The 20,938-nt window shown below is 62.4% G+C and carries 20 protein-coding genes; 13 read left to right on the top strand and 7 right to left on the bottom strand.

The annotated features are described in order from the left end of the window. The first annotated feature begins 1 nt into the window (after position 1). The 4 genes from HOY44_RS10920 to xylB are packed head-to-tail and all read left to right on the top strand — an operon-like array spanning position 2 to position 5,182. Complete coding sequence (locus HOY44_RS10920) at positions 2-1,471, top strand: mannitol dehydrogenase family protein (protein ID WP_353806631.1); 1,470 nt, start codon at positions 2-4, stop codon at positions 1,469-1,471. A gap of 3 nt (positions 1,472-1,474) precedes the next feature. Continuing rightward, positions 1,475-2,152 carry an HAD family hydrolase gene (locus tag HOY44_RS10915; RefSeq protein ID WP_287434689.1) on the top strand — a complete coding sequence of 226 codons (678 nt, stop codon included), beginning with the start codon at positions 1,475-1,477 and terminating at the stop codon, positions 2,150-2,152. A gap of 13 nt (positions 2,153-2,165) precedes the next feature. Continuing rightward, positions 2,166-3,728: an FGGY-family carbohydrate kinase gene (locus tag HOY44_RS10910; RefSeq protein ID WP_287434688.1), complete on the top strand. Its 1,563-nt coding sequence runs from the start codon at positions 2,166-2,168 to the stop codon at positions 3,726-3,728. Positions 3,729-3,730: 2 nt separating this feature from the next. After that, entirely contained in the window at positions 3,731-5,182 is a 1,452-nt protein-coding gene (gene xylB, locus HOY44_RS10905; protein WP_287434687.1) for a xylulokinase, read from the top strand. Here xylB and HOY44_RS10900 read toward each other — a convergent pair. Beyond that, positions 5,179-5,820 (bottom strand): TetR/AcrR family transcriptional regulator, encoded by a 642-nt coding sequence (locus tag HOY44_RS10900; RefSeq protein WP_138422188.1) that lies wholly within the window; start codon positions 5,818-5,820, stop codon positions 5,179-5,181. The genes xylB and HOY44_RS10900 overlap by 4 nt on opposite strands. A 263-nt stretch (positions 5,821-6,083) precedes the next feature. Here HOY44_RS10900 and HOY44_RS10895 point away from each other — a divergent pair, with 263 nt between their 5' ends. The 3 genes from HOY44_RS10895 to aroE all read left to right on the top strand — a co-directional run bounded on the left by HOY44_RS10895 (position 6,084) and on the right by aroE (position 8,407). Next, positions 6,084-7,067 carry a DUF2793 domain-containing protein gene (locus HOY44_RS10895; protein ID WP_287434686.1) on the top strand — a complete coding sequence of 328 codons (984 nt, stop codon included), beginning with the start codon at positions 6,084-6,086 and terminating at the stop codon, positions 7,065-7,067. Between the two features lie 93 nt (positions 7,068-7,160). Then, a complete protein-coding gene (gene aroQ / locus HOY44_RS10890; RefSeq protein WP_287434685.1) occupies positions 7,161-7,598 on the top strand; it encodes a type II 3-dehydroquinate dehydratase in 438 nt (145 codons plus the stop codon). Then, a complete protein-coding gene (aroE, locus tag HOY44_RS10885) occupies positions 7,595-8,407 on the top strand; it encodes a shikimate dehydrogenase (protein ID WP_287434684.1) in 813 nt (270 codons plus the stop codon). Before aroQ ends, aroE begins: the two co-directional genes overlap by 4 nt. A gap of 6 nt (positions 8,408-8,413) precedes the next feature. Here aroE and HOY44_RS10880 read toward each other — a convergent pair whose 3' ends face one another. Genes HOY44_RS10880 through HOY44_RS10870 form a run of 3 tightly spaced genes read right to left on the bottom strand, consistent with a single transcriptional unit; the run spans position 8,414 to position 11,198 of the window. Continuing rightward, on the bottom strand, positions 8,414-9,154 hold the full coding sequence (locus HOY44_RS10880; protein WP_287434683.1) for an SDR family NAD(P)-dependent oxidoreductase: 741 nt from the start codon (positions 9,152-9,154) through the stop codon (positions 8,414-8,416). A 2-nt stretch (positions 9,155-9,156) separates the two neighbouring features. Further along, positions 9,157-9,912: a DUF1365 domain-containing protein gene (locus tag HOY44_RS10875; protein ID WP_287434682.1), complete on the bottom strand. Its 756-nt coding sequence runs from the start codon at positions 9,910-9,912 to the stop codon at positions 9,157-9,159. Next, complete coding sequence (locus HOY44_RS10870; protein WP_287434681.1) at positions 9,909-11,198, bottom strand: NAD(P)/FAD-dependent oxidoreductase; 1,290 nt, start codon at positions 11,196-11,198, stop codon at positions 9,909-9,911. The genes HOY44_RS10875 and HOY44_RS10870 overlap by 4 nt, the downstream gene beginning before the upstream one ends. 239 nt (positions 11,199-11,437) lie before the next feature. On the opposite strand from HOY44_RS10870, the gene HOY44_RS10865 reads away from it, so the two are divergent. The 6 genes from HOY44_RS10865 to HOY44_RS10840 all read left to right on the top strand — a co-directional run bounded on the left by HOY44_RS10865 (position 11,438) and on the right by HOY44_RS10840 (position 18,307). Next, positions 11,438-11,956 (top strand): sigma-70 family RNA polymerase sigma factor, encoded by a 519-nt coding sequence (locus HOY44_RS10865; protein WP_008332565.1) that lies wholly within the window; start codon positions 11,438-11,440, stop codon positions 11,954-11,956. Between the two features lie 3 nt (positions 11,957-11,959). After that, the gene (locus HOY44_RS10860) at positions 11,960-12,610 is read left to right on the top strand and encodes a ChrR family anti-sigma-E factor (protein ID WP_008332563.1); all 651 of its coding nucleotides are present in this window, start codon (positions 11,960-11,962) and stop codon (positions 12,608-12,610) included. Positions 12,611-12,815: 205 nt separating this feature from the next. Beyond that, complete coding sequence (locus HOY44_RS10855; protein ID WP_008332562.1) at positions 12,816-13,904, top strand: TRAP transporter substrate-binding protein; 1,089 nt, start codon at positions 12,816-12,818, stop codon at positions 13,902-13,904. A gap of 106 nt (positions 13,905-14,010) precedes the next feature. Then, positions 14,011-15,009: a TRAP transporter small permease subunit gene (locus HOY44_RS10850; RefSeq protein ID WP_008332560.1), complete on the top strand. Its 999-nt coding sequence runs from the start codon at positions 14,011-14,013 to the stop codon at positions 15,007-15,009. Positions 15,010-15,024: 15 nt separating this feature from the next. After that, positions 15,025-17,676 carry a TRAP transporter large permease gene (locus HOY44_RS10845; protein ID WP_287434680.1) on the top strand — a complete coding sequence of 884 codons (2,652 nt, stop codon included), beginning with the start codon at positions 15,025-15,027 and terminating at the stop codon, positions 17,674-17,676. 88 nt (positions 17,677-17,764) lie between these two features. Beyond that, entirely contained in the window at positions 17,765-18,307 is a 543-nt protein-coding gene (locus HOY44_RS10840) for an ATP-binding protein (RefSeq protein ID WP_287434679.1), read from the top strand. Here HOY44_RS10840 and HOY44_RS10835 read toward each other — a convergent pair. Genes HOY44_RS10835 through HOY44_RS10825 form a run of 3 tightly spaced genes read right to left on the bottom strand, consistent with a single transcriptional unit; the run spans position 18,304 to position 20,921 of the window. Beyond that, positions 18,304-18,597: a hypothetical protein gene (locus HOY44_RS10835; protein WP_287434678.1), complete on the bottom strand. Its 294-nt coding sequence runs from the start codon at positions 18,595-18,597 to the stop codon at positions 18,304-18,306. The genes HOY44_RS10840 and HOY44_RS10835 overlap by 4 nt on opposite strands. Then, positions 18,590-19,846, bottom strand: coding sequence for an organoarsenical effux MFS transporter ArsJ (arsJ, locus tag HOY44_RS10830; RefSeq protein WP_287434677.1), 1,257 nt, complete (start codon positions 19,844-19,846; stop codon positions 18,590-18,592). The genes HOY44_RS10835 and arsJ overlap by 8 nt, the downstream gene beginning before the upstream one ends. Before the next feature lie 10 nt (positions 19,847-19,856). Further along, a complete protein-coding gene (locus HOY44_RS10825; protein WP_287434676.1) occupies positions 19,857-20,921 on the bottom strand; it encodes a DUF1036 domain-containing protein in 1,065 nt (354 codons plus the stop codon). Positions 20,922-20,938 lie beyond the last annotated feature (17 nt).

The following is a 20,938-nucleotide window of genomic DNA, read 5'->3' as shown; positions in this document are numbered from 1 at the left end:
TATGGCCGTAAAACTGTCTCTAACCAACCTTGATATGCTTCCTGCGTCCGTAGGTCGCCCGGCATATGCGCGCGAAGATCTTTCGGCGGGGATCCTGCATTTCGGCGTCGGAAATTTCCACCGCGCCCACCAGGCCGAATATCTCGATCGTCTTTTTGCGGCGGGTGAGAGCCACGATTGGGCCATTGTCGGGGCCGGTGTGTTCGAAGGCGAACGCAAGGGGAAGGATGTCCTCCAAGCACAGGACTGGCTGACGACGCTTGTCGAGCAGGAAGCAGACCGATCCGAGGCTCGCGTCCTCGGATCGATGATCGATTTTATTGAACCTGCCGATGCAGATGCGATTGTCGCACGCATGGCGCAGCCGGATATCCGGATCGTGTCGCTCACGATCACCGAAGGCGGATATTTCCTTGATTCTTCGGACAGGTTCGACCCGTCGCATCCCGCGATTCAGGCGGATGGGACAAACCCCGGAAACCCCAAGACCGTGTTCGGAATGATTCTCGCTGGTCTTCGCGCGAGGAGCCGAGCCGGACACCCGCCGTTCACCGTCATGTCCTGCGACAACATTCCCCACAACGGCACGGTGACGAAAAACGCGCTCGTGGGTCTCGCAAAGCTCTCCGATCCCGACTTCGCCGATTGGATTGCGTCGAACGTCGCCTTTCCGAACGGCATGGTCGACAGGATCACCCCGGCAACCACCGACCGCGAGCGCGAGATCCTTGAACGTGAGTTCGGTGTCGAAGACGGTTGGCCGGTCTTTTGCGAGGGGTTCACGCAGTGGGTGCTCGAAGACAACTTCTCGCTCGGTCGCCCTGCGTTTGAGAAGGTGGGGGTGCAGTTCGTCGACGATGTTTCGCCATTCGAGCTGATGAAGCTTCGCATTCTCAACGGTGGCCATGCGACGATTGCCTATCCCGGCGGCCTGATGGGCATTCACTATGTCCACGAGGCGATGGAGCACCCGCTGATCCGCGCGTTCCTGCGAAAGCTGGAAGAGACCGAGATCATCCCGATGGTGCCGACGGTGCCGGATACCGACACCAACGCCTATTTCGACCTGATCGAACAGCGGTTTTCGAACCCCAAGATCGGCGACACGATCCAGCGCCTGTGCCTTGACGGATCGAACCGGCAACCCAAGTTCATCGTCCCGGTCATCCGTGACGCCATCGCCAAGGGGGCTTCGATTTCCGGTCTGGCGCTGGAATCCGCACTGTGGTGTCGGTATTGCGCGGCGATAGACGAGTCCGGTCGGGCGATTGCACCCAACGATCCGAATTGGGACACGCTGGTTCGCGTGGCTCAAGCCGCCAAGGACAACCCCCAAGCGTGGCTAGATCAGGAGGCGGTCTACGGCGCCGTCGGATCGGACCCGGGGTTTTCTGCGGCCTTTGCGCATTGGCTCGACATGCTTTGGTCGCGCGGAACCGTCGCGACGCTCGAACACTATCTTGCAGCCTGACCGATGGCCTTGAACGCAAAACCGGGACTTGTGATCTTCGATTGCGATGGCGTTCTTGTGGACAGTGAGCCGATCTCGCTTTCGGTCATGCTCGACGTCTTGCACGAGGCCGGGATCGACGTCACTGAGGCCGAAGGGTATCGGCACCTGCTGGGCCGGTCCATCGCGTCGAATGCGGATTGGATACGTGATGAGAAAGGGCTCGAACTCACCAACGAACACAGGGAGGCGTTGCGTCATCGGGTGTTCGAGCAGTTTCGGGCTGAATTAGAGCCTGTTTCGGGTGCCCGCGCGGCGATCGAAGCATTGAACATCGAACGGTGCGTCGCATCTTCCAGTCAGCCGGATCGCATCAGGTTGTCGCTGACCCTGACCGGGCTGATCGACCTGTTCGACCCCCACCTGTTCAGCGCCACGATGGTCGACAACGGTAAACCGGCGCCGGACCTTTTCCTTCATGCCGCGCGGGAAATGGGTGTGTCGCCGGGCGATTGCCTCGTGATCGAAGACAGCCCGGCAGGTATCGGTGCGGCCAAGGCTGCGGGCATGTCCGTCGTCGGTTTCGTCGGTGGCAGTCACGCCAAGCCGGCGGACTTGAAAACCGCCGTTGCATCGGCTGGCCCGGATGCGATCATCGAACATATGAGCGACTTGCCGTCGCTGATCGAAGTCACGGCCTGATCCGGGGGAGGACATGGCGAAATTCGTCTGTGCCGTCGATGTTGGCACCCGCTCGGCCCGAGCGGCGTTTTTCGACGCGCACGGCAATATGTCGGCGCGGGAAGTCGCGCCGATTCATGTGACCGTCGAACCCGATGGTCATGGCGCATATCACTCGGCCGAGATCTGGTCCGCGGTCTGCCGCGCCGTCCAGCTCGCGCGGTCGGCGGCTGGAGTCGAAGCGGGCGATGTCGAAGCTGTCGCGTTCGACGGCACCTGCTCGCTCGTAATCATGGACCGAGAAGGCGATGGTTTGCCGTTCGGTGATGACGGCACGAACACCTTCGCCTGGTTCGATCGGCGCGCTGTGTCGCAGGCCGAGGCCTGCACCCGTGTCGGTGGGCGAACCGTCGACCTTCTGGGCGGCGTGATGTCGCCCGAAATGCAACTGCCAAAGCTGATGTGGCTTCGCGAGACATGCCCGGATGTCTGGTCCCGTTTCTCTACGGCGCTTGACCTGCCGGACTGGCTCGCATTCCGCGCGACAGGCGCCGTATCCCGTTCCGTCTCGGCGTTGGGGGCGAAATGGCCGTGGTCATCGCGGGAGGGATGGGATGACGTATTGTTGGATGCCCTCACACTTGACGATCTGCGCGCGACGCCCGGCTGGGCCACGCCCGTGCGGCCGGTCGGAACCGTGGCTGGGCACCTATCCCCTAAAGCGGCAAGTGAAATGGGATTGTCCTTTGGCATCCCGGTCGCAGTCGGCATGATCGACGGCTACGCGGGCGCGATGGGCTGTCGGTCCATGGCGTTCGCGGCAGACGTGCCGGACGCTCTGACATTGATCGCCGGAACCTCGGCCAGCGTCATTGCCCTTCGCCCGGACGCCGTGTCACTCGATGGTCTCTGGGGGCCGTTCCGGGATGTGCCCACGGCGGGCCTGACTAGCCACGAAGGCGGGATCACCAACGCGGGTGCTCTGCTCGACCACGTGCTGACCCATTGGCCGGAAATCGGCGGCTCGAAGATCGGGCACCCTGCCGTTATCGCTGAAATAGAGACACATCTGGCCCGTCGCGGCCATGCCTTTGCGTCCGACCTGCATGTGCTGCCGGATTTTATCGGGAGTCGTGGGCCGGTGGGTGACCCCCGCTGGCGTGGCGTTGTTCACGGTCTCCGGCTTGATTCGTCCCTGTCCGCCCTTGCCGCGCTCTATTGGCGAACGGCCGTCGCCCTCTCCATTTCCATCGGTGATGTGATCGACCGCTTCGGCGCATCGGGGTTGGAGGCGCGCGCGATTGCGGCGACCGGGGGGCTGATGCAAAGCGATCTGATCGCGCAGTTGTTCGCGGATGTGACGGGTAGGACGCTGATCCTGCCTGTCGGGGTCGATGCGGTGCTTCTGGGCACGGCAATGGCCGGTGCTGTCGCGGCAGGCTGGGCTGATGACATGGACGACGCCGGTCACCGGATGGCACCTGAGATCAGGACCATGGAACCGAACCCCGCAAGGGCGACCGATGTCGCGCGGGACCGCCGAGTCCATCGTCTGATGCAAAAGCATCGCGCCGAAATCGCCGGTTTGCAGGAGTAGTCATGTATCTTGGGATCGATCTGGGCACCTCGGGTGTCAAAGCCGTTGTACTGGACGACGATCAACGCATCGTCGCGCAAGCGACCGCGCCCCTGTCGGTGTCCCGTCCGGCCGATCTTTGGTCCGAACAGGACCCGGCAGACTGGATCAAGGCGACAGAGACCGTGCTCGACAGCCTCGCCGTGAATGGCGGGCTCGAGAAGGTGCAGGGGATCGGATTGTCCGGCCAGATGCACGGCGCCACCTTGCTAGATGCGGCGGATGACGTGATCCGCCCCGCCGTTCTTTGGAACGACACGCGGAGCCACACCGAAGCGGGCGCTCTGGACAGCGATCCGCTGTTTCGGGAGCTGACCGGAAATGTGGTATTCCCGGGTTTCACCGCCCCAAAGCTCGCCTGGCTCCGAACCCATGAACCCGCTGCATTCGCAGACATCGCAACCGTGCTTTTGCCCAAGGACTACCTGCGCCTTTGGCTGACCGCCGAACGGGTGAGCGAGATGTCGGACGCCGCAGGGACCGCCTGGCTCGATATGCAGAAACGCGACTGGTCCGAACCTTTGCTGGCCGCAACCGGTTTGCGGCGGGAGCATATGCCCCGACTCGTCGAAGGGACCGAGCCGTCGGGCGGGTTGCGGGAAACGCTCGCCGCGCGGTGGAGCATGAAACCCGGTCTTCCCGTGGCAGGCGGCGCCGGTGACAACGCAGCGACGGCCATCGGTGTCGGCGTGGTCGGGGAAGGCGACGGGTTCGTGTCGCTAGGAACGTCAGGTGTGCTCTTCGCCGCGACGGAAGGATACCGCCCGAATGCCGCGAGCGCGGTTCACACGTTCTGCCATGCCCTGCCAAACACTTGGCACCAGATGGGGGTGATCCTGTCTGCGGCCTCGGCGCTGGATTGGTTCGCAGGGATCACGGGGCATCCGGCGAAGGCGCTGACCGATGCGCTTGGCGCGGACCTTCGTGGTCCGGGGCAGGTGCGGTTCCTGCCTTACCTGTCCGGCGAACGCACGCCGCACAACGACCCGCACCTTGTGGGCAGCTTCGACGGGATGACACACGCGACGGATCGCGCGGCCATGACCCATGCCGTTCTTGAAGGGGTCGCCTTCGCCCTCGCCGAAAACCTCGACGCGCTCGAAGCCGCCGGAACCCGGCTGTCGTCGATACTGGCCGTCGGGGGCGGCTCACGGTCGCGATATTGGCTGGAACTGATCGCAACCATCCTCGGCGTCGAAATCAAACGACCCGCAGATGGGGATTTCGGGGCTGCATTCGGGGCTGCACGCTTGGGGATGATGACGACCGGCGCGAAAGCGACCAACGTTCTGACACCCCCTGCGATTAGCGAAACCATCGCGCCGAACGAGGTACTCCGCGCATCGTATCAGGACGCGCGGAGCGGATTTGCCGCCCGCAGGACGGCGCAGCTTTCTGTTCGTGGGTCGCGCTAGCCTTTCAGAAACGCGATGACCGACTCGACGATCAGTTCACGCACGCGCTTCTGACCCTCGTCCGTGAAGAATTCGCCGCCGAACTTCGTCGAATAGCTCGGCCGGTTCGCAACGTTGTAAAAGCACTGCGCCTGTATCTGCCAATGCAGGAACCGTCCGTCCACATCGGTGCGGAAGATGCCCTCGGCCTGACCGCGTTCGAGAACCTGACTGATACGCCTGAGCGACATCAAGTTGAGATCCCGGATGAAGTCCGACTTTTTGAGATAGGCCGCATGATTGACGTTCTCGTTCATCACCATACGGACGAGGTTCGGCTGCGATCTGTGATGGTCGAAGGTGAAACGGACGAGTTCCTGCATCGCCTCGACGGGGCCGAGCGCGTCGATTTCGATGTTTTCCTCACCGCCGCGCACACGCGCATAGGCGGCCTCGAGCGCGGCCAGATACAGCCCTTCCTTGTCACCGAAGTAGTAATAGATCATGCGTTTCGACGTTTTCGTCTTTTCGGCGATTTCGTCGATCCGGGCACCGGCAAGCCCGTGGTCCGCGAATTCGTCCATCGCGACCATCAGGATGTCGTGTTTAACGCCCTCTGCGTCCTGCTTCCAGGTCTTGCGCAGCTTTTCGTCTTTCATTTTTCTGCTCGCTCATACCCAATTTTCCACTGCCCTCAGAAGTTGACTTTTAACATAGTCTTTAATTTCCGCAAGGTAGGGTTACCCACATCATTCTAAATAGTTTATCATGATCAATGGGTTAGTCCGTGCCCGTTCGCGAAGCGTGAAAAGCCGAACGAGTCTTTGGTTAACAACGGGTTAACGGGGCAGCCGACGATGTCACACCCGGCAAACCGCGATCTCGTAGAAATCGGAAAGACCGACATAGTGCGAGACCCCTCATGACCCAGGCTTCCCCACGGCTCACGCTGCCCTTTTTGCAACCCGCGCAGGCCCAAAAACACGTGACCCACAACGAAGCACTTCGCTTGTTGGACACGCTCGTTCAGCTGACTCTGGCCTCCATCGGCACGACGACCCCTCCGTCAACGCCCGCGAACGGCGAAGCCCACGCAATCGGCGCAAGCGCCTCGGGCGACTGGGCGGGCCACGACGGCGAGGTCGCGACATGGTTCGATGCTGCATGGTATTTCCAGACGCCCAAATCGGGATGGATCGGCACGGTCGTAGGCGGAACCGACATCTACATCCACGACGGTTCGGACTGGGCGCTCGCCACCGCATCGGTCGATCTGGATAACGTGGCGGGCGTCGGCATCAACACGACCTCCGATGGCACCAACCGACTTGCGGTGCAGTCCCCCGCGACGCTTCTCACCCACGAAGGGTCCGGCCACCAGCTCAAGATCAACAAGGCGGGCGTGTCGGATACGGCATCTCTTTTGTTCCAGACGAACTGGTCGGGACGTGCCGAGATGGGCATCGCCGGGAACGACAGCTTCTCGATCAAGGTCAGCGGGGACGGGTCGTCTTGGGACGAGGTGTTGAAGGTCGGTCCCGGAGAAGGCGTGGTGACAACCGCGAACATGGTGGGAACGGTCGCGAACCCGGCAGGTCCGGGCGACGCCGTCTTCGAAACAGGGTCAGGCACGAACGGCAGCTTCACGAAATTGGCCGATGGCACCCTGAATTGCCAGATATCAGAGTTCCAGACCGCGTCCGGTGCCGCCACCACTTGGACCCTTCCCGAACCCTTCGCCTCGGCAAGCTACAGCGTCACCGCCTCGATCCTCGGATCGACCCCTGGCGTCGCGACGATTTCCGCGCAATCTGCCACATCGGTGGACATCGAAAGCTTCGACCTGATCGGCGACGATACCGTGGCACCCGATGTGAATCTGATCGCCATTGGCCGCTGGTTCTGACCAATTCGCCACGGCTGGCGGGAAAACAGGCGGTTTCGTCTCGGCCTTTGCGAAAACCCATGCTATGCGACGCCAACTTGAAGGGCGGAGCATATGTCGAAGACGATCCACATTCTGAACGGGCCGAACCTCAACCTGCTGGGCAAGCGCCAGCCGGAAATCTATGGCGCCGACACTTTGGCCGATGTAGAAAAGGCCTGCGCCGAACTCGCCGCCGATCTGGGCCTTTCGACCGAGCTTTTTCAATCGAACCACGAAGGCGAGATCGTCGGGCAGATACATCGCGCCCGTGACGAGGCTGCGGGGATCGTCATCAACGCCGGAGCCTACACCCACACGTCGGTTGCGATCCTCGACGCGCTCAACACGTTCGAGGGGCCGGTGATCGAGGTTCACATCTCGAACATCCATGCGCGCGAGCCGTTCCGGCACCATTCCTACATCTCGGCCCGTGCTCAGGGCGTGATCGTCGGCTGTGGGGTCGAAGGCTACGAATTTGCCGTGCGGCGGATGGCGACACTCCTCGCATGACCGACCGTTACGCGGTGTTCGGTCACCCACTTGGCCACACCAAATCCCCCTTCATCCACACCGAATTCGCCCGGCAGTTCGGCGAAGATCTGACCTATGAGGCGATCGAAGCGCCGGTCGATGGGTTCGAGTCCGCGCTGCGCCGGTTCATCGACGACGGCGGGGTCGGCGCCAACGTCACTGTGCCGTTCAAGCTCGAAGCCTTCGGTCTGGCCGACCACGCGAAAGACGCCGCTCGGATCTGCGGGGCGGCCAATACGCTGCGCTTCGTGGACGGCAGGATCGAAGCTGACAATACCGACGGTGTGGGTCTGGTGCGCGATATCACCCAAAATCTGGGCGTCCCGCTTTCCGGTGCTCGCGTCCTTTTTGCGGGCGCAGGTGGTGCGACGCGCGGGGCGGTGGCCCCGTTCCTTGCACAGGGGGCCGAGATCACCATTGCGAACCGCACGGTCGCCAAAGGGCATGAGATCGAGGCGCTTCTGGGGGACCGGGGGCCGGTCCGCGCGGTGTCTTATGAGAACCTGTCGGGGTTCTTCGACATCGTCCTGAACTCGACCACCCTTAGCCTGACGGGCAAAGCCCCGCCGCTGCCCGACACGGTGTTCGAAGGGGCGCGGCTGGCCTATGATCTGGTCTACGGAAAGGGGCTGACCCCATTCCTCGCAAAGGCCGAAGCGCGTGGCGCGCAGGTTGCGGACGGGGTCGGTATGCTGGTCGAACAGGCCGCCGAAGCCTTTGCATGGTGGCGCGGCAAGCGGCCGGACACGGCGCCAGTCATCAAGGCGATGACCGTCCCGCTGGTGTGAATCCGGTCAGACCATCCCTTTGAACAATCCGTGAAACCACGAAATCGGCAGGTGTTGCCCGACCGTGAACATGAGCGAGAACGGTTTGGGGAAGCTGTAGGAAAACACCCGCTTGTCGATGGCCTTGAGCACATGGGCGGCGGCCTCGTCCGGTTCCATCAGTTGCGGCATGTTGAACTCGTTCTTCTCCGTCAGGCGCGTCTTGATGAAGCCGGGGTTCATCCGCTGAACGAGGATGTCGGTTTTCGACAGGTCGATGCGAAGGTTTTCTGCCGTGTGCATGACCGCAGCTTTGGACAGGCCATAACCGACGGCACCGGGCAAGCCACGAAAACCCGAGAGCGACCCGATCAGCGCGATGTGACCCCGGTTCATCTCAACGAAACGCGGCACGACTTCCCCCAACACGTTGAGGCACCCGGTGATGTTGGTCGCAACCATCATCCGCGCGGCGTCGCCGTCCCATTCCGTCGATTTCATCGGCTCGTAGGCACCGACCGAATAGATGAACCCGTCGAAATCCCCCGCGTTTTTGGCCGCATTAGACACTGATTCAGGGTCGGTGACGTCAATCGGAACCACGGTCGCATCGCGCAGGCCCGAGGCAAGGTCTTTCAGCCGATCTTCGCTTCGCGCTGACAGGATCAGGGACGCACCGCGCGCATCCAGCGCCTCGGCCAGTGCGCGGCCAAGCCCCTCGCTTGCACCGACGATCCAGTAGCGTTTTGCCGGGAGGTCTTTGGCCATGTTCAGGTCACTTCCTGTGTCGGGGGTGGTGTGCGTTTGCGGAACGTGGCGCCCTTGATCTTGAGTTTCGCGGCCTGCCACAGGATGAGCGCCATCACACGAAGGGCGCCCGTCGGCCGCCGGACCGCCATTGTGATCACGGAACGCGTGGTCAACGGCGCAAGCGGTCCCGAGAGCGTTGCGATCAACCCCTTGTTCCCGTCTACGAGGTCGATGGTGATGTCGATCCGTTCATCGGACACATCGAAGCGGAAACGGTAATCGCCCGAGATGTCCTGAAACGGCGAGACGTGGAACTCCTTCTTCGACGTCAGAACGTCCTTCCCCCCGATGGGCACGAACCCTTCGTGGGCACACAGATAACTGTGGCGGTCGCCCATCGTGTTGTTCACCTCGGCGATAACGGCGACAAGATCCTCACCGCGCATCGCCAGCCAGAACGCGACCGGGTTGAACCAGAAACCCGCGAAACGGGGCTGGGCCAGGAGCAAAAGCTTGACCCCCGCCATGTCGAGACCCGCGTTACCCAACACCTTCTGCGCCCAAGACACACCTTCGCCATCACCGCGCACACCGCCGTGGTCCCGATCATGGAGCGAGAAAAGACCGGCGGAGTTGCGGGAAAAAAGCGGGGCGATGTCACGTGTGTCGTCCGGGTCGATCAAAAGGTAATCGACCGCGTAGCGAAATCGGTTACGGATCGCATCCTTGCGAGCATGCATAGTCTCGCCACGCATATGCCGGGGCGCAAAGCTCATGCGGCTATGACTTCCTGTGCGGGCTGAATGCGCTCGGCGATGGCCACCGCCGAGGCGAATCCATCCTCGTGGAACCCGTGACGGGTATAGGCCCCGGCGAACCACGTGTTGTTGTGGCCCTGAATCGCCTTGAGGTCTTTCTGCGCGCGCAGCGCCGCACGGTCGAACACCGGATGGCGGAACATCACCTCGTCATAAATCGCTTCCTGCCGGATGTCGGAGGACGGATTGAGCGAAATGAACATCGGGTCGTTGTCGGGAATGTTCTGAAGCCGGTTCATCCAGTACGTCACTCCGATCTGCGTGTCTTCGCCCGCCGTTTCGGCCTTGTAGGTCCACGACGACCAGCAGCGACGCCGCAAAGGCATCTGGCTGCTGTCGCTGTGAAGAAACGCGCGGTTGTCCTGATAGTTCAGATTGCCCAGCGCGGCCTCTTCCGAAGCGGTGGGGTTTTCGATCAGCCGGAGGGCATCGTCGGAGTGCGTCGCGAAGATCACCTGATCGAACGTCTCGGGCAACGAGCCTTGCGCCCGAACGGTCACCAGACCGGGATCGCGGCGAACGGATTGAACCGGCGTGCCGGGGCGGAGCGACACGCCGCGAACACGCAGATCGTTCGTCAGGCGGTTCACATACTGGATCGAACCGCCGTCGATCGTTTTCCACTGGTGTTGCTTCCACCCCAGAAGCGAGTGGTTCTTGAAAAAGTTGACCAGCGTTTTGGCCGGGAAGGCCCCGACATCCATCGTCGGCGTCGACCAGATCGCGCCGCAGATCGGCATCAGGTAATAACGCGCGAACCAGTCGCCCAGCCCAAGCGTCTCGACCAGTTCAGCGATGGTCACGTCATCGCTGTCGGCGGCTTCCTCGGCCTCGTTGTTGAACCGGATGAGATCCCGGATCATGCCGACGAAGGCCGGTCGCCCCAGATTGCGGCGCTGACCGAAGATCGTGTTGAGCGTCTGGAGCGAATACTCCACCCGACCGCGATCGACCGTCGCGCCGAAGCTCATGTTTGAATCCGCCACCGGAACGTCGAGCTTTTTCAGCATGTCCGTGAAGTGCGGATAGTTCACCTCGTTGAACACGATGAAGCCCGTGTCGACCGGCTGATCCCCGTTTCGCCCGGCCACCACCGTCCGCGCGTGACCACCCAGCCGGGGCGCCGCTTCGTAGAGGGTGACATCGTTTTGCGGGGCAAGCAGCCATGCGGCGGCAAGACCGGAAACGCCGCCGCCGATCACGGCGATGCGTTGCGGTCGAAGGGGTGGTGCGTCGAATGACATGCGAAATCCTCGTTTGTGCAGGCTGAGTTACGGCTCGCAAAAAGATACGGATCATTTCTGATCCAAGTTTCACCTGTCCCCGTAATGTTGGTATGCTGCGTCTCGACGAAGATACCCGCGATCATGACCTCGCCCCGCCTGCGGGGTTGGTCGCTACTGCTGTAATTGGGAAGACGGGGCGCCGCGTGGCGACGACGACGACAGAAGACCCGAAGCCGTTTTCAGAGCAGACCCTCTGGATGCTGGCGATCCGGGACAAACGTGACAAATACGCCTTCGGGCAGCTGTTCGACCATTTCGCGCCGCGGCTGAAAGGGTTCGTGATCCGCAGCGGGGCGCCCGCCGGTCAGGCCGAAGACATCGTTCAGGACGTGATGATGTCGGTCTGGCGCAAGGCGCACCTGTTCGATCCCGAGCGGGCCCAGGTGTCGAGCTGGATCTACCAGATCGCCCGGAACCGCCAGATCGACATCGTGCGGAAAGAGGGCCGGCCGATGCCGGAAGCCCTGAAGGCCGAACAGGACGACGGCACCCCCGATGCAGGGCAGGTGCTTGCGCTGGAGCAGGAAACGGACGTGTTGCGCGACGCGCTGAACCGTCTGAACCCCGACCAGCGCGAAATGATCGAGAAAGCCTACCTGGGTGAGCTTTCGCATAGTGACATTGCCGAGGCGACAGGACTGCCGCTCGGCACCATCAAGTCCCGCATCCGGTTGGGCCTCGACCGACTGCGGCATGAATTGAAGGATCTGAGGTAAGAAATGACTGATACGATCTCGCATCACATCCCCGACGCCGTGATGGCGGCTTATGTGGCCGGGAACCTACCCAAAGCCTTTTCGCTGGTCGTCGCCACGCATGTTTCTATGTGCGACGACTGCCGTGCAAATCTTCACGCGCACGAGGCGGCAGGTGGCGCCGTGCTCGACAGCATGGCCGAAGCACCGCTGTCCGGCGACCTTCGCGCTCAGATCATGGGCCGTCTGGACGACGCCATTGACCTCGACCGCGAGGAAGACGAGACGCCTGTTCGCGACGGCATCTATCCCGGTCCCGTGATGGCAGCGCTCAAGGGCAAGAAGCCGAAATGGAAGCGGCTGGGCGGCGGCGTGCGCCAGTGCATCGTGGATATGGACCGCGAAGGCTCCGCCCGGCTCCTCCACATCCCCGCTGGAAAGCCGGTGCCGGAGCACACGCACGGCGGGCTTGAGCTGACGCTGGTGCTTCAGGGCGGATTCTCCGACGCGACCGGGCATTTCGATGTCGGCGACGTCGAAGTCGCGAACGACGATCTGGAACACGTTCCGGTCGCCGACGAAGGTGTCGACTGCATATGTCTGGCCGCAACCGATGCGCCCCTGCGATTCTCGGCCTTCGTGCCGCGCATCCTTCAACCTCTGTTCGCGATATGAGTTTTTCGCGTTTGCGGTAACGCGGACCTACGTAGTTTCCCGTAGGGCAGCCTACATAATGACCCGGATGCGACGAATTTAACCGCCGCGTCCGGGTCTTTTCGTTTGAATATCCAAGACTTCCGGGTAGGGTGTGGCAGGCTGCGGGCAGGGAACCCGCACCGATAACAACGAAAAGACAAGACGTCTTATTGGAGGAGGAACCATGGAACGTCGTAAGTTTCTGAAGGGTGCCGCGCTTGGCACCGCCGGTACCGCATTGGCCGCTCCGGCGATCGCTGCCAGCCACGCAACGACCATGACCATCGTGTCGACCTGGCCCCGTGACTTCCCGGGTCTCGGTGTTTCGGCACAGCGTCTGGCCGCGCGCATCACCGAACTGTCGGAAGGTGCCATTCAGACCGAATATTTCGCCGCTGGCGAACGTGTGGGCGCGCTCGACGTGTTCGACGAAGTCGCGAACGGCAACTCGCAGGCCTACATCGGCGCCGACTACTACTGGACCGGCAAAGACCCGTCGCTGGCCTATTTCACCGCTGTGCCGTTCGGCATGACCTTCGCTGAAATCAACGCATGGTGCATCTACGGCGAAGGCCGCGCCCTGTGGGACGAAGTGCAGGATCAGTTCGGCCTCTACGGCCTTCCCGCCGGCAACACCGGCACGCAGGCCGGCGGCTGGTTCAACAAGGAAATCGAATCCGCTGACGACCTCAAGGGTCTGAAAATGCGTATTCCGGGCCTTGGCGGTCAGGTTCTGTCGAAACTCGGCGCGTCGACCGTGTCGCTTCCGGGTGGTCAGATCTACGAAAACCTCGTCTCCGGTTCGATCGAAGCGACCGAGTGGGTGGGTCCGTACAACGACTACTTCATGAAGTTCTACGAAGCCGCCAAGTTCTACTACACCGGCGGTATGCACGAGCCGGGCGCGCAGCTCTCGCTCACCTCGAACAAGTCGTGGTGGTCGGGTCTGACCGACACCCAGCGTGCGATCATCACGGCCGCCGCGCTGGAAGAGAACGCCAACTCCTACTACGAAGCGACCGCGCTGAACGGCGAGTACCTGAACAAGCTTCAGGACGAGCAGGGCGTGGAAGTGAAAGAGTTCAACGAAGACGTGTGGGACGCCATGGGCGAAGCCGCGATGGAAGTCTTCGAAGAGACGGCCGCCTACTCCGACCTCGCCGCGCGCGTGAACGAGAGCTGCCAGAAGCAGATGCGCGACTTCGGCCGCGGCATCGCACTCTTCGAAGGTCAGTTCGTCGCGAACCGCAACCGGATCTTCGACATCGGCTGATTGCGGTGGAATAACGCATCAAAAAGTGAAAAGCGGGGCTTCGGTCCCGCTTTTTTTCTGATAAACGACCGCGAAATCACGCTCACTTGCGTCCACGGGAGGGGCCATGACTGAGGTCTTCGATCACACAGAGATTCCGCGCCACGGACGGCCAGCGGTTCTGCAACGTCTGTTCGGCTGGATCACGCTTGGCGTGCTGGCCGCGTTTCTCATCAACAATGTTCTCGTGGTCTACTTCGGGTTCCCCGGAACGGCCGCGCTTGGCGGCGAAGGCGCGGGGCTGGCCTGGGTTCAGGCCGCGCTTTACCTGATCGGGGTCGCCATCGCGGCGGTCTTCGTCCTGTCGACGCAGGACCGGGCGATCCGGTGGGATGCGCACCGCGTCCATATGTTCAACGTCTACCTGATCCGGGCATTGTTCTGGTCGGTCTTTCTGGTGGGCATCGCCGACGCGACCATCGCGTTCATGCGCACCGAAGACATGATCGAGCCGATCCTCGGCACCGACATTTCGCGCCAGTTCGCCCGCGCCAACTGGGTCGGACCGTGGGTGCACGGACCGCTCATCGTGGTCGGCTTCATCCTCGCCCTGTTCACCCGCACGCTCGGTTTCGTCTGGCTCTCGCTCCTGATCGTGGCCGCCGAACTTCTGATCGTCATCTCGCGCTTCGTGTTCTCGTATGAACAGGCGCTGATGGGCGACCTCGTTCGCTATTGGTACGCCGCGCTGTTCCTCTTCGCTTCGGCCTACACGCTGTTCGACGAAGGTCACGTGCGGGTCGACATCCTTTATGCGGGCTTCGGCCGCACCAAGAAGGGTTTCGCCAACGCCTTCGGCACCATCCTTCTCGGGATGAGCACGGTCTGGGTGATCCTCGCCATTGGCTTCGGCGGCAAGCAATCGATCATCAACGCACCGCTGACCAGTTTCGAGGTCAGTCAGGCCGGGCCGTTCGGCATGTTCGTGAAATACCAGATGGCCGCCTTCATCGGCCTGTTCGGGATCACCATGCTGATCCAGTTCGTCAGCTATTTCTTCGACGCCGTTGCAGATGCCCGGGATGAACCGGGCCATCGCGAACCCGCGCAAGACGCCGGACACTGAGGGGACACCGGAACAATGGAAATCTTCTTCCTTCTTCTGCTGATCGTCATCATGGCGGCCGCGCTGGGCTCCGGTTTCCCGGTCGCCTTCGCGCTTCCGGGTGCCGCGATCATCACCATCGGTCTCGCCGCAGGGACCGGTTATCTGTTCGAGGGCAACACGGACGCCTACTTCCATTCCGGCGGTCCGCAACAGTGGCTGACGGCGGGGGTCACGAACCTCCGAGGGGTCTATTGGGAGGTCGAGAGGGATACGCTCATCGCCATCCCGCTCTTCATCTTCATGGGCATCATGCTCCAGCGGTCCAAGATCGCCGAAGACCTGCTTGTCACCATGGCCCAGCTTTTCGGCCCCGTTCCGGGCGGCCTGGGTATTTCGGTCGTCTTCGTGGGCGCGCTTCTTGCCGCGACCACCGGCATCGTCGGCGCCACCGTCGTCGCGATGGGTATGATCTCGCTCCCGGCCATGTTGCGGTCGAACTATTCGACACCGCTCGCAACGGGTACGATCGCGGCCTCCGGCACGCTCGGTCAGATCATTCCGCCGTCCATCGTGCTCATCATCCTTGCCGACCAGTTGGCGAGCGCCGCCGATCAGGCCTCGACGCTGCGCAAGAACCTCTACACCGACGCCACCGGCGACCTTCAGATGCCCTCGACCTTCGGGGTCAGCGGCACGTCGGCCGGTGAAATGTTTCTGGGTGCTCTCATTCCGGGTCTCGTCCTCGTCGGCATCTACATGATCTACATTCTGGTCTACGCGGTTATCCGGCCCAAAGCCGCGCCCGCCGTGCATGACAAGAGCCAGAAATGGAATCTCGCGTTCTGGGGCCGTGTCAGCCTGTCGTTGATCCCGCCGCTCGCGCTGATCTTCCTCGTGCTCGGCTCGATCATCGGCGGTATCGCCACGGTGAACCAGGCCGGCGCCATCGGTGCCGCAGGTGCGCTCATCATGGCCTCCTACCGATTGCCGCCCTCCGGCAGCCGGATGCTGTTCGGACCTGCGCTCGTCGCCATTGCGGGCCTCGTCCTGATTGCGGTCGCGCTTTCCATGTTCGAAATGAACGTGAAGGCGGTCGATAGCGCGCAGGACCAGCTTGGCATCGCAATCGGTGCCCTTGCGACCATCCTGATCGTCGCCGCCCTGATCTGGTCGGCGGTCCGTGCGATCCGGATCGAGTTCACGCTTCAGGGTGTGATGCTCGAGACGGCCAAGACCACATCGCTCGTGTTCATCATTCTGCTCGGCGCTGCCATGCTGACAGCCGCCTTCCGTGGCTTCGGCGGGGAAGAGCTGGTGCGTGAATTCCTGAACAGCATGCCCGGCGGGTTCTGGACCCAGTTCGTCATCGTCATGGCGGTGATCTTCGTCCTCGGCTTCTTCCTCGACTTCATCGAGATCGCCGTGGTCGTCGTGCCCATCGTCGCGCCGATCCTGCTGGCCGACCCCGGCGCCAACGTGACAGCCGTGTGGCTGGGCGTGATGATCGGCCTGAACATCCAGACGTCGTTCCTGACACCACCCTTCGGCTTCGCGTTGTTCTATCTGCGCGGCGTCGCACCCGCGGTGGTCAAGACGCTCCAGATCTACAAGGGCGTCGTGCCGTTCATCCTGCTGCAGCTCCTTGCTCTGGCAATCGTCGGGTCTTACCCGCCGCTGGTGAACTACCTCCCCAACCGCGTGAGCCTGTTGGGTGAAACCGCACCGCCGCCGCGCAACCCGCAGCTTCAGCTGTGCCTCGAAGACTACGTGGGTCAGCAGCTTGCGAGCAGCACGAGAACGGCCGATGCCGTCGCCGCCGCGAAAACGCTGGACCTCTCGGCGCTTCCCGAAGACATGCGCGATGACTTCAACGAAGGCGTCGAGGCAGGGGAAACCGCGCTCGCCCAGATGGATGCGATCCACGAGGCCGAGGCTGCGGTGGATGCCGCCACGCCGGAGTATCGCCCGCAACTCATTGCCGTTCGGAATCTCGAAAAGCAGATCCGGCGGCTCGAAGAGGAACGGGACGAGGATCAGACGCTTCTCAATCGTCTCGAAGCCGATAGCGAAAGCCGTGGGCCGCTCGAGGCGCGCGTCGCCGAGATCGACGAAGAAATCGCCGCGCTCGAAGCCCAGATCCCGGACGGGTGGGAGGCAGCGCATGACGCCTTCGTCGAACTGACGACCGCCGAGGATGCCGCGCGTAACCAGTATCGCCGTGCAGCCGACGATGCCTATTCGGGCCCGGCGGAAGTTCTGGCGGTGCTCGAAGACTACGACGCGTTCGTGGCGCTCGAGGCGCCGCTCAACGACCTTCGCTCTCTCATGGAGACGGGCGCGGGCGAAGCGGATGCGTTGAAAGTCGAAGAGGTCGAAGACCTCATCGGCGAAGTCGAGGGCGCGGGCGACGTGAAGTCCGCACTCGCCAAGGCCCGCCGCGAACTCGACGAGGACGAACCGGACCGCGAAGAGGTGTTGTCGAACTACGAAGACGCACTGGCCGAATACGCGGCTCAGGCCCAATGGCGCGCAGATGCCCAAGCAGCCCTGCCCGGCGTCCGCAACTACGTCGACGGCGTGATCGGCACCTTCGGTATCCGGTCGCAGGACCGGTTCACCCGGAAGCAGGCGCTCGCCATGGCGTCCTGTTCGGCCAACCACCGCGACGTGTCGCTGAACTTCTGATCCATCGCGGATCGCAAAAAATCACCGGCGCGGCCCTCCGCGCCGGTTTTCTTTTGGCCTCGGGCCCGATCCGATGCATGATCCCGCCATGCTGATTTTTCTCAACGGATATCCCGGCACCGGGAAGCTCACCATCGGTCAGGCGCTCATGGATCGTCTGGGCGGTCGACTGCTCGACGTTCACACCCAGATGAACCTCGCCTATGCCCTGACCGAGTTCAAAAGCGACGCGTTCTACGACACCGTGCGCGCCGTCTGGGACATCGCGGACAAGCGGATCGCAGAGATGCCGTCGGACGTGCCGCTCATCATGACCGACACCCTGCGCAGAGATTCGGATTGGTCGGCGGAAGCCTGGGCGCGGATCGAGAAACTGGCGGAAACGCACGGTCCGCTGCATGTCGTCCACGTCCATTGCGACCCCGACGAAAACGCACGCCGGATCGGGTCGGCGGGCCGCGAGGCGATGACCAAATCACGCAAACGGGCGCTGGCGCTCCAGTATCACGAACAGGGTCAGATCCTCATGGGCGGCGAGGCCGAGCGCGTGTTCCAGCTGGACACGACCGAACTCACCGCCGAGGAATGTGCCGAAAGCATCGCGGACTGGATCGCGACGGTCGCCGATTAGATCGGCAGGCCGTCCAGCCCCTGAACGTCGATCACCACGTCCTGAAAGTCGTTGTCCCAAGCGGAGGCGTCTTCGAACCCGATGCGGATCGTGTCTGCGCGACCGCCGTGTCCGATGACCGCATGGTTGGCCGCATCGCTGTTGCGGGACGTGTCCATGTGCCAGATGAACCGGTCGCTTTCGACTCCGTTCACGAGCAGCGATCCGTCGCTGTCGATTGAAAGCGGCTGGCGACCCAGCGTGGCCGCAAGATCCGCCCCGTCTTTAAAGAAGATGTGTTCATCAGGCATTCAAAGCGCCATCGCCGCCCAATCTTTTGGCAGAAATCCAGCTTGCGCCAGCCATTGCGGCGGCCGTGGCAAGGCAAAGAGGCAGCCCGCCGATCTGATAGCTGATGCCCGAGGCCAGCGTTCCGATCAACCGCCCGGCGGCGTTCGACATATAGTAGAACCCCACATCCATCGTGACCCGCTCCGCCTGTGAAAAGGCGAGGATAAGGTAGGAGTGGAGCGACGAGTTGATCGCGAAGACGAACCCGAAGGCCAAAAGGCCCGCGACGAGCACGCCGGCGATCCATGTCGCGGGCGTCAGCGACAGGGCGGCGAGCACCGCGATGATCGCGGTCAGGATGCCGACCCACCGGATCGCGAGGCGGACGGCCACCCGGCTTTCATGCGCGGCCTGTCCGAGCAATCGTGGCGCCGAGGCCTGCACCGCGCCATAGGCGATGATCCAGAGCGCCATGAAACCGCCGACAAGGAAGAACGCGGCGCGGTTGCCGTCCTCGCTCCCGTCCGAAATCAGGGCTGTGAAGTAGATCGGAATGCCCACGACGAACCACGTGTCGCGCGCGCCGAACAGGAACATCCGGGCCAGTGACAGCCGGTTTATGTTCCGGTCCTTGGACCAGACTTGGGTGAACTTGGCTGATTTAGAGCCTTTCGGCAGGCCCGCGGGCATGAACAGCACCACCGCGACAAGGATCACGGTCAGCACCACCGCCATCGACAGAACCGCGGCCTTGAACCCGATGGTGGCGAGCAGTCCGGCACCTAGGAAAAACCCGATACCCTTCACCGCGTTCTTCGATCCCGTCAGCACCGCGACCCATCGGAAAAGGCCGCCCCCTGCGGATGGTGCGAGGATCTTGACCGCCGACTTGGACGACATTTTCGCAAGATCCTTGGCAACCCCCGACATCCCCTGAACGATCATCACGAACGGGACCGACACCGCGACAGCCCAGCCGGGGTTCAACCGGGACAAAGCGACGAGCGCGACGATCTGGATCGAAAGACCGGCATAAAGCGTCGTGGTCAGACCGAACCGTGCCGCGATCCACCCGGCCGACAGGTTCGTGACCATTCCGGCGACCTCGTAGAGCAGGAACAACCACGCCAGCGTGATCGGCGAAAATCCAAGGTCGTGAAAGTGCAACAGCACCAGCATCCGCAACGCGCCGTCGGTCAGCATGAAGGCCCAGTAGGCCGCCGTCACCGCGACATAGGCCGCAAGTGCATTCTCCGGTTTCCCGGTCATATCGGTCACGTCAGTTCTTTCGCTGGAAGTAGAGGGGGCGCATGGTCCCGGCGACGAAAAGCTCGAGCGATGAGGCGTCGACATGGCTGACCAGAACGCAGCGATCCTCGCCCCCGTCGCGCGACACCAGCCGGAAGGCGGGTCCGCTCGACGGATTGTCCGGGCATCCGGTCTGGAAGTGCATCAAAAGCGGCATGTCCGGCATTTGCTGATAGTATTCCTCGAAGCTGGACCCATGGATCAGCACCTCGTAATTCGCATCGTCCTCGGACTGCCAGTAGCCCTGAATCGCTTGCCGGGTGGTTTGAAAGACGTCCGGTTGCGCGAATGAATAGTCGCTGATTGTAACAGTCGCTTCCGTCCCCTCGTAAAACATCATGTCGCCGGAAATGGTGATCGGGACATTCGTGCCCAGCGCCTCGAGCTCTTCCAGAACTGCGACCGGGGTCGGATCGTAGGATGAAGCGACGTAACTCCAGCCGTCGGCGAGCACGGTGCACCCGACCCCGGCATCGTACCAGTCGCAATGGCTGAGAATCCCCGTGATCGTATAGGGTTCGCCATGGGTGCCCGGCGGGTCTGCCACCACGTCGGATGCAGCGCTGTCGTATTGCTCGTCGGGATAGACGATCCCCTCTTCGGGGTCGCGCGGGCCGTGGTCAGCGATGTTGTCTTCCCGCCCGTCACCCGTATGCGTCAGGTTCATCGTGAAGGTGGTGAAACCTTCGGTCTCGATCTCGTTGAAGCCCTCGCGGTCATAGCCACGCGCCGTGCAATCCTCATCACCGATGATGGTGAAGACCTCGTCGCTGGTGCAGAACATGAAATTGGCATGGGACCACGACAGGTCACGGCTTTCCGCCCGCCAGTAATAATGCGTCTTGTCCAGATCGCGCGAGATGACGGTTTTGCAGGCACCCGCGTCGATGTTCCACCATCCCTCGGACATCCATCCGTCAGCGGATTTGTAGCCGATGGCGACAGAGGCCGATGAACCCGTCTGGTTGCAGAACTCAAGCCCCGCCTGAGCCACCGACGGCAGGCACGCGGCACCCGCGACCAATAACCACTTCATCCCATGTCCCCTTCGTT

Origin of the sequence: Maritimibacter sp. (genome assembly GCF_016774595.1) — a bacterium.
GTDB classification, from domain to species: Bacteria; Pseudomonadota; Alphaproteobacteria; order Rhodobacterales; family Rhodobacteraceae; genus Maritimibacter; species Maritimibacter alkaliphilus.
This window is presented reverse-complemented; position numbering and strand designations above follow the sequence as displayed.

Excerpts from the sequence above, each read along its gene's own strand:
- HOY44_RS10920 (WP_353806631.1), top strand. The coding sequence starts at position 2 with ATGGCCGTAAAACTGTCTCTAACCAACCTTGATATGCTTCCTGCGTCC.
- HOY44_RS10915 (WP_287434689.1), top strand. The coding sequence starts at position 1,475 with ATGGCCTTGAACGCAAAACCGGGACTTGTGATCTTCGATTGCGATGGC.
- HOY44_RS10910 (WP_287434688.1), top strand. The coding sequence starts at position 2,166 with ATGGCGAAATTCGTCTGTGCCGTCGATGTTGGCACCCGCTCGGCCCGA.
- xylB (WP_287434687.1), top strand. The coding sequence starts at position 3,731 with ATGTATCTTGGGATCGATCTGGGCACCTCGGGTGTCAAAGCCGTTGTA.
- HOY44_RS10900 (WP_138422188.1), bottom strand. The coding sequence starts at position 5,820 with ATGAAAGACGAAAAGCTGCGCAAGACCTGGAAGCAGGACGCAGAGGGC.
- HOY44_RS10895 (WP_287434686.1), top strand. The coding sequence starts at position 6,084 with ATGACCCAGGCTTCCCCACGGCTCACGCTGCCCTTTTTGCAACCCGCG.
- aroQ (WP_287434685.1), top strand. The coding sequence starts at position 7,161 with ATGTCGAAGACGATCCACATTCTGAACGGGCCGAACCTCAACCTGCTG.
- aroE (WP_287434684.1), top strand. The coding sequence starts at position 7,595 with ATGACCGACCGTTACGCGGTGTTCGGTCACCCACTTGGCCACACCAAA.
- HOY44_RS10880 (WP_287434683.1), bottom strand. The coding sequence starts at position 9,154 with ATGGCCAAAGACCTCCCGGCAAAACGCTACTGGATCGTCGGTGCAAGC.
- HOY44_RS10875 (WP_287434682.1), bottom strand. The coding sequence starts at position 9,912 with ATGAGCTTTGCGCCCCGGCATATGCGTGGCGAGACTATGCATGCTCGC.
- HOY44_RS10870 (WP_287434681.1), bottom strand. The coding sequence starts at position 11,198 with ATGTCATTCGACGCACCACCCCTTCGACCGCAACGCATCGCCGTGATC.
- HOY44_RS10865 (WP_008332565.1), top strand. The coding sequence starts at position 11,438 with ATGCTGGCGATCCGGGACAAACGTGACAAATACGCCTTCGGGCAGCTG.
- HOY44_RS10860 (WP_008332563.1), top strand. The coding sequence starts at position 11,960 with ATGACTGATACGATCTCGCATCACATCCCCGACGCCGTGATGGCGGCT.
- HOY44_RS10855 (WP_008332562.1), top strand. The coding sequence starts at position 12,816 with ATGGAACGTCGTAAGTTTCTGAAGGGTGCCGCGCTTGGCACCGCCGGT.
- HOY44_RS10850 (WP_008332560.1), top strand. The coding sequence starts at position 14,011 with ATGACTGAGGTCTTCGATCACACAGAGATTCCGCGCCACGGACGGCCA.
- HOY44_RS10845 (WP_287434680.1), top strand. The coding sequence starts at position 15,025 with ATGGAAATCTTCTTCCTTCTTCTGCTGATCGTCATCATGGCGGCCGCG.
- HOY44_RS10840 (WP_287434679.1), top strand. The coding sequence starts at position 17,765 with ATGCTGATTTTTCTCAACGGATATCCCGGCACCGGGAAGCTCACCATC.
- HOY44_RS10835 (WP_287434678.1), bottom strand. The coding sequence starts at position 18,597 with ATGCCTGATGAACACATCTTCTTTAAAGACGGGGCGGATCTTGCGGCC.
- arsJ (WP_287434677.1), bottom strand. The coding sequence starts at position 19,846 with ATGACCGGGAAACCGGAGAATGCACTTGCGGCCTATGTCGCGGTGACG.
- HOY44_RS10825 (WP_287434676.1), bottom strand. The coding sequence starts at position 20,921 with ATGAAGTGGTTATTGGTCGCGGGTGCCGCGTGCCTGCCGTCGGTGGCT.